7 protein-coding genes and 2 pseudogenes are annotated in these 7,695 nt (G+C 39.8%); 2 read left to right on the top strand and 7 right to left on the bottom strand.

Annotation, left to right across the window (positions count from 1 at the left end):
- The 6 genes and pseudogenes from HMPREF1504_RS01285 to HMPREF1504_RS01260 all read right to left on the bottom strand — a co-directional run.
- Positions 1–593, bottom strand: a pseudogene (locus HMPREF1504_RS01285) (IS21 family transposase); the annotation flags it as partial.
- Between the two features lie 93 nt (positions 594–686).
- Positions 687–899, bottom strand: a pseudogene (locus HMPREF1504_RS01280) (hypothetical protein); the annotation flags it as partial.
- Positions 900–1,015: 116 nt separating this feature from the next.
- Complete coding sequence (locus tag HMPREF1504_RS01275) at positions 1,016–1,534, bottom strand: hypothetical protein (protein ID WP_038122752.1); 519 nt, start codon at positions 1,532–1,534, stop codon at positions 1,016–1,018.
- A gap of 137 nt (positions 1,535–1,671) precedes the next feature.
- Positions 1,672–3,207 carry a glutamine-hydrolyzing GMP synthase gene (guaA, locus tag HMPREF1504_RS01270; RefSeq protein WP_038122749.1) on the bottom strand — a complete coding sequence of 512 codons (1,536 nt, stop codon included), beginning with the start codon at positions 3,205–3,207 and terminating at the stop codon, positions 1,672–1,674.
- A gap of 466 nt (positions 3,208–3,673) precedes the next feature.
- Positions 3,674–3,877 carry a 4Fe-4S binding protein gene (locus HMPREF1504_RS01265; protein WP_038122747.1) on the bottom strand — a complete coding sequence of 68 codons (204 nt, stop codon included), beginning with the start codon at positions 3,875–3,877 and terminating at the stop codon, positions 3,674–3,676.
- 101 nt (positions 3,878–3,978) lie between these two features.
- On the bottom strand, positions 3,979–4,923 hold the full coding sequence (locus tag HMPREF1504_RS01260; RefSeq protein ID WP_038122744.1) for a Cof-type HAD-IIB family hydrolase: 945 nt from the start codon (positions 4,921–4,923) through the stop codon (positions 3,979–3,981).
- A gap of 96 nt (positions 4,924–5,019) precedes the next feature.
- On the opposite strand from HMPREF1504_RS01260, the gene HMPREF1504_RS01255 reads away from it, so the two are divergent.
- Entirely contained in the window at positions 5,020–5,346 is a 327-nt protein-coding gene (locus HMPREF1504_RS01255; protein WP_038122741.1) for a hypothetical protein, read from the top strand.
- Between the two features lie 52 nt (positions 5,347–5,398).
- Here the strand turns inward: HMPREF1504_RS01255 and HMPREF1504_RS01250 are convergent, their stop codons facing one another.
- Complete coding sequence (locus tag HMPREF1504_RS01250; RefSeq protein WP_038122740.1) at positions 5,399–6,580, bottom strand: amidohydrolase; 1,182 nt, start codon at positions 6,578–6,580, stop codon at positions 5,399–5,401.
- 171 nt (positions 6,581–6,751) lie between these two features.
- On the opposite strand from HMPREF1504_RS01250, the gene HMPREF1504_RS01245 reads away from it, so the two are divergent.
- Entirely contained in the window at positions 6,752–7,534 is a 783-nt protein-coding gene (locus tag HMPREF1504_RS01245) for a basic amino acid ABC transporter substrate-binding protein (protein ID WP_038122738.1), read from the top strand.
- The last annotated feature ends 161 nt before the right edge of the window (positions 7,535–7,695 follow it).

The raw sequence follows: 7,695 nt of genomic DNA, 5'->3' as shown, positions 1-7,695 counted from the left end.
ACCAATGTATCTTGTAGTGTTTCAGTAGTTCTATCGAAAGTGACCTTTGCTAATTTGTATCTAGAATAGCCTAATGTCATCAGCAATATATTAAAAGTTATGTGTGTGCCATCATGCAATAGGAATTTAATATTCTCTTTCCAATCAACTTGAGCCTGTTCAGCTGGTGCGGTTTCAAAACGAATCGTATGCTGCATACTAGGCGATGTATGTTTTCTATCAAAATAGGATTGAAATACTGGTATCTTTAAAATATAACCGCGAAATGTAGAGTAAGCAGCTGTGAGTCCATGGTTATCTACCAAGTATTGCCACAAGACACGCTTATAATAAAATTGTTGGGGTGTATCATCAGATAATAAAGTCTGTATTACGTCATAAAATTTATCAATCATAGATGGTTTATGACGATGTGGATCAGGCGTTCCATTTTCATAATGAGATTTTATGGTGCGTCTATCATAGCCTAATTCACGACCTAGTAAACTATAATTAGGTTTCAAATTGCAAGCCTCCAGAATGTCTCTTAACATTGGTAAGTCTAATAATGATGTTACAGTAAATGAACTGTTAATAGCGTATACGTATTGCATGTTGTTATCACCTCAACTATAGTATCGGTGATACAATCAAAATTGTACATTCTTATATCATCATTTTTGTACATTCTTAGAGTATCATTTACATATTGTACTATTAAAGACGAGAATTTCTAGATCATCAACATCACATTTCTCAAATACAATCTTGGCCTTATGAGTTTGTTCATCACCATTCTCATAAGAAAAAATATAATCAAAGGTAAAAGTTAAATTACCATCTGCGTATGCTATTTTTTGGACCCTTGCATCATGGAGAGAATATTTGGGATACTCGCCAAAAGATTTTGTCGTTTTCATAGGACCTCTATTTTCAAACAACTGTTTAACCAAAATCTATAACTTAAAATCAGTATACCAATTTTTTTGTATAACATAAAAGGGGCTGTAACAAAACAGCTCTCAATCATTAATATTTAAATACCTAAAGTAAAAACCTCTTTATAAAATGCTATTATGTCTTTTGCATATTTCGCGGCCCGAGAAATGCCCAATCTTTTATAATAGTCAGCTACTATCTCTTGATGGTTCTTCAAGAGATCGAACTCAATTATATACAAAGCAATACTCATTTTAGAATATTTTCCTATTTCAATTGTAGTTGATACATCCTCCTCAGATATTTTCTCTCCTTTTGGAAATTCTCCATCAGGATACTCCTCAATAGTATCGTCACTATATTGCAAAAACTTTTTAGACCAAACGATAATATCTTTTCCATATTCTTCTATCATTTGCGCGTAAAACTGCACCATCTCTTTTTCTGAAAGCACCTTACAATTAAAGCCTTCTAGTAAGAATTGTCTCTGTCTTAATCGATTTTTTAGCTCTTCTACTTCAACACTTTGTACGTCTTGATTAAAGTTGTCGACACCTAGTTCTTTTATAATATCTAAATATATGTCACTAACTAAAAATTCTTTTATAGTTTCCATACCCTTATTTCCTTAAAGATATCTACTAGCAACAACAAAATAAATTAGAGCAACTACTACTTTCACAAAAGGCCTCTCACCATAACGATGAAAGGCCTTTGTATATGTATTCTTTAAATACGATGTTGTTCTAATTTTTATTCCCACTCAATTGTAGCAGGTGGTTTAGATGTAATATCGTACACGATACGGTTGATGTGTTGTACTTCGTTTACGATACGACGGGAGATTGTGTCCAATACGTCGTAAGGGATGCGCGCCCAGTCAGCAGTCATAAAGTCTGTTGTTGTTACACCACGCAATGCCAATGTGTAATCGTATGTACGGAAGTCACCCATAACGCCTACAGTACGTGTAGATGTTAATACTGCAAAGTATTGGTTGATACTACGATCAAGGCCAGCTTTTGCAATTTCGTCACGGAAGATGTAGTCCGCATCACGCAAGATGTCGAGTTTGTCTTTCGTGATTTCGCCCATTACGCGAATAGCAAGACCAGGACCTGGGAATGGTTGGCGCCATACGAGGTAATCAGCTAAGCCTAATTCAGAACCAAGTTCACGCACTTCGTCTTTGAAGAGATTACGCAATGGTTCGATAAGGCCTTTGAAGTCTACAACTGCAGGCAACCCGCCTACGTTGTGGTGAGATTTGATAACTTCTGCTTCACCAGTACCGGACTCAATAACGTCAGGGTAGATTGTACCTTGCGCCAAGAAGTCAACGGAGCCGATTTTACGACCTTCATCTTCGAATACACGGATAAATTCTTCGCCGATAGCTTTACGTTTCGCTTCTGGATCTTCAAGACCAGCCAATTTATCTAAGAAACGTTTTTCTGCATCGACGCGGATGAAATGCATGCCAGAATCTTTAAAAGCTGCTTCAACTTCGTCGCCTTCGTTTTTACGCATTAAACCATGGTCAACGAAGATACAAGTCAATTGGTCGCCAACAGCTTTAGAAATAAGAGCTGCCGCAACGGAGCTATCTACACCGCCAGACAATGCTAACAATACTTTACCATCGCCTACAGTGTTACGGATTTCTTCAATAGCAGTTTTTGCATAGTTTGCCATAGTCCATGTGCCTGTGAAACCACATACTTCATACAAGAAGTTGTGAAGCATTTCTTTACCATGTTCAGTGTGCAATACTTCTGCATGATATTGCATAGCGTATAATTTGCGTTCTTTATTTTGCATAGATGCAACAGGGCAGTCTTTTGTATGCGCAATGATTTCGAACCCTTCAGGAACTTTTGCTACATAATCAACGTGGGACATCCAAACAACTTGTTCTTCGTCCAAGCCTTTGAACAATGAAGATGTAGTATCCACTTTAGTAGGTGTTTTACCAAACTCACGGTTGTCCGCAGATTTAACTTCGCCACCCAATGTATGCGCCATAAATTGCATACCATAGCACATGCCAAGAACTGGAATGCCAAGTTCAAAGATTTCCTTTTCAATTTTAGGGGAATTCTCTTCGTACACGCTGTTAGGGCCACCAGTGAAGATGATACCTTGCGGCTTCAATTCCTTAATTTTTTCTAATGCTTTGTTGTATGGATATACTTCGCAGTATACATGATTTTCACGAACGCGGCGTGCAATCAACTGATTATATTGACCGCCGAAATCGACAACAATAACAAATTCCTTGTTTTCCATAGTTCCTCCGTATGCATCTATTTGTGAAAGTATATTCACCAATTTATAATGTCCATACATTCCTGTACTGGGGGTGCGTTTTAACAAGCAAAACGCTAAATTTCATTACATTTCATTATACCATACGAAGTATATGGACTCCATATATTCCGTATGAAAGTTATACATTACTTTTTATCGTTCGGATTTCTAATACATTTCTGATCCTGATAGTTCAAGGTCATCCTTTCACATGCCTATTTAAAAATAGAACAGGCCTGTTCTATTTTTAAAAGGCCTATTATACACACACGTTTCAGATTAGTACAGGCCTGTTCTATTTTTTTAAAGGCCTATTACACACACATTTCAGATTACTACAGGCCTGTTCTATTTTTCAGGAGGCCTATTACACATACCCATTTCAGATTACTACAGGCCTGTTCTAATTTTTAGCAGGTCTATTACACACACCCATTTTACATTACTACAGGCCTGTTCTATCTTTAAACAGCTTATGCATTTGTACGGCCCCGACAGGACAAATTGAATAGCAATCGCCGCAACTAATACATCCTTTACCAATGATAAATTTTGTAGTTCCTTCTGTGATGCATTGAACAGGACAATCCTCAGCGCAGGCCCCACATTTAACGCAAGTATCGTCTATATCAAATTTTAGATTGCCCATACTTCATCACCTCTTTATCAATCATAAGATATAGTATCTATCCATTATCCGCTTACTATTTCCATTAGCCTCTTAGTATTTCTATTAGCCACTTAGTATTTCTATTTATTTTCCAGCTCACGATTATGTGCAATAGCTGAATAGAGCGCACGAGCAACGCCATAATTGTTATTATCCGTTGTCGCATAACGGGCGGCAGCTTTCACATTATCTCGTGCATTTCCCATAGCCACGCTGGCGCTGGCAAAGCGAATCATGGATAGATCATTTTCGCTGTCGCCGATGGTCATCACCTCGTCAGGCGTATAGCCCCAATGGTTAGCCAAGGCCTCTACGGCCGTGCCTTTTGTCGTATGAGGGAGTACAAATTCTAAATTGCCCTCGCTAGATTCAAGGACATCGTAAAAACGTTCTCGGCCTTTTCCATCTATGGCAGCCCCTTGGAATTCATCTCGCAAATCAGCTAGGATGCGTTCGCGTATACATTCATCGCCGTAAAAGATTTGGATTTTCTCCGGTCCTTTTAGCAAAGATTCTAGATGTGCCAATAAATCAGGCACCATGGTACGTGTTTTTAAAATGAAAGGTCTAATATTCGGTCTAAAGAAATGTTCTACTTGCGCTATCTCATTACCAACAACAGGGTATTGACCGAAAATCTCGGCTTTCACATAAGCCTCTACAAACACACCGTAGGTCATTAGTTTTCGTACTAAATCTACGGCACGCGTTTTATCAAAGGAAATGTGAACGAGTTCCTTTTGTTCTTCTTTATCCATGACATAGGTGCCATTGGTGCACACAAAATAGCGCAAGCACGGCATGGCATCAATGACATCATCCATCTCATGCCACGCACGGCCCGATGCGATGGCCACGCGGATACCGCTTTCACGAGCGGCACGAACCGCATTGACCACCTCTGGATCTACGAATTTCGCGTCGTTCACTAAAGTGCCATCCACGTCGGACGCGATGAATCGAATGGGCGTATCACCAGTAAGACCTATATAATTTTTAATATCTAATGGTTCAGACGAGGACATAAAACCTCCTTTAATACAATATAAATTTTACTTGATGTACAATATAGATAATCACATAAGATTGTAGAATGACTATTTCAAAGGATGTGAAATCATATGCATATAATAATCGATCGAGATGCCGTTTGTGCGGCCGATGATATGAGTCATCATCGCGAAGAATTTACCGTACCAGACGGCATCACCATAGCTAGTTTATTTGAATATCTTGAGTTTAAATACATTCCTGTCATCGCTGGAAATAACGTGGTTTGGGCGCTCCATCACCACGACATTGAGGTGGGCGCCTATTTCACCAAGATTAGGAGTTTTGTAAATGGCAATGTTCCCTTATCATCTATTATCAGTAATTCTGAAAGAGGCAACGAATTCTATCTACGATATTACAGTTCCCCAGACAGATACAGGAAACATTTTATTTAGCGCTATTCCCATCAGCTAGAAACTATTTAGTAATATTATATGTAGATGAGAATTATTTAGTTGCATTAAACTCAGCCACAATTTCTTCTAAGACAGTTGGATTTTCTACTAATCGCAACAATGTGCCCCCAATGATATTAGCTCCATCTACAATGGTTTGCTCAATGGTTGGTTCTAGCATAGCGTCCGCAAATTCTTTGGCGTGGCACACCTTATCTGGGCCAGCCAAGCGCAATTTAGGATGGAATGCGGCACATTGATAGCTGACATTACCGATATCTGAACTGCCCCCAATATCCGCTGGACCTGGTTCAAAATCAAGGCCCATATCGGTCATCACGTCCTCGATGAGGTGTGTGCCACGATGGTTTTGGTTCATATCATCATAAGGATTTCCGTAAAACTCAACATCTACTGTTGTACCTGTACAAAGGGCAGCGCCTTCAAAGATTTTTTTAATCTGTTCAGATAAACCGTTCAAATAGTCACGTTCTGTATGACGCACGGTAACCTCTAATTCGCCAGTCGCAGGAATGACATTGGATGCGGTACCACCATTAATAATCCACGTGCCGATGCGAGACTCTGGACGCACTTGTTGACGCAGCATATCCATGGCATGGATGGCGAGTTGCACGCCGTTTACCGCATTGATGCCATTCCAAGGCTCACCAGCCGCATGGGCCGGTTTACCGTGGAATGTAGCACGGAAACAATCAAGGGCTAAGAATTGTGAATTCGGCCGCGTTTCTTCGCCATCAAGATGCACCATAATGGCAAAATCGTAATCCTTGAACACACCAGCGTTGCACATATCCACCTTGCAGCCCATCGCTTCCTCATCAGGGGTTCCAATGATGTCGATGTCCATGTTGAAAGCTACGCCTTCTTGCTGCATCTTATGCAATGCAAGAGCCGCTAGTACACTCATAGATCCGCTAGCACAATGGCCACACGCATGTCCCACATCTGGGAGCGCATCGTATTCACATAAAATCGCCAAACGCCCTTTAGGATTATCTACTTTCACAACAGACGCCTTAAAGGCAGTCGGCAAGTGACAGAACTCATAGATCACAGGAATACCGTATTTTTCAAGGACAGCACCGATTGTCTTAACAGACTTAAATTCATGACTAGACAGTTCTGGATTCTTCGCCAATGTATAGTTAATGGTGAAAGCCTCTTGGGCGAAGCTTTCAGAAGCACTGGAAAATTGTTCAGTAAGAGACATAGGTCCTCCTAAATATGTGTATAAATAATCGACCTTATTTAGTAAAAAGTACATTTCGTGTACTTAATTTGTTTACGTACCTTTAATTATACAATGTTATTGCCTATTGGTTCAAAATTCCGTACAATAGAAACAGATTAATATGTTTGTATCGTGTTTGAGGAGGATACTATGTTTAAATTCAAAAAATTAACAGCCATCGCACTCGTAGCTGTTGCTGCTATGGGTTTATTGGCTGGTTGTGGCAGCGAAAAAAGCAAAATGACACAAGAGGCTGGTGTGTTACGTGTAGGTTCTGAAACTACATTCCCACCATTCGAATTTACTGAAGGCGATAAATACGTTGGTTTCGACGTTGATTTGTCCGAAGCCATCGCTAAAAAATTGGGCCTAAAAATGGAATTCAAATCCATGGGCTTCGACGCTTTGATTCCAGCAGTTCAATCTGGCGACATCGACATGATTGCCGCAGGTATCAACGCTACTCCTGAACGTGAAAAAGCATTGGACTTCTCCGATGTTTACTTTGACCAAGGCGGTTTCATCACAGTTGTTCGTAAAGACAACACGTCTATCCATAACATGGACGAACTTGCTGGCAAAACTGTAGGCGTTCAAATCGGTACTGTTCCTGTAGACATGGCAAAAGCTATTCCTAACACAACAGTAAAAGAAATGGACTCCAACTCCAATATCTTTATGGAACTAAAAGCTGGCACAATCGATGGCGCTATCATCGATAACGCAGTTGCTATGTACTACCTAAAACAAGGTGCTGACAAAGACCTTAAACTCGTAGGCGAACCTACTAAAGCCCCAGGTATAGTTTTGGGCGTGAAAAAAGGCAACAAAGAATTGCAAGACGCTGTTAACAAAGCTCTTAAAGAACTTAAAGAAGATGGCACATACCAAAAAATCTATGATAAATGGTTTGGTGACTATAACAAAAAATAATTTCTAGTCAGCAGCTAGAACGATAATCAAAAGACACCCCGCGAAAAAACTCCACCGGCCGGGTCTGTCCCCTTCGGGGCAGGACCAAAGTCGTTTTTTCACGGGGTGTCTTTTTCATATATATTCTATTTCTGCCTAGAAAATTATTTCTTTGTTATACA

This window comes from Veillonella sp. ICM51a, assembly GCF_000524355.1.
GTDB lineage: Bacteria > Bacillota > Negativicutes > Veillonellales > Veillonellaceae > Veillonella > Veillonella atypica.
The sequence above is the reverse complement of the archived record's forward strand: the minus strand, read 5'-3'. Positions and strand labels throughout refer to the sequence as shown.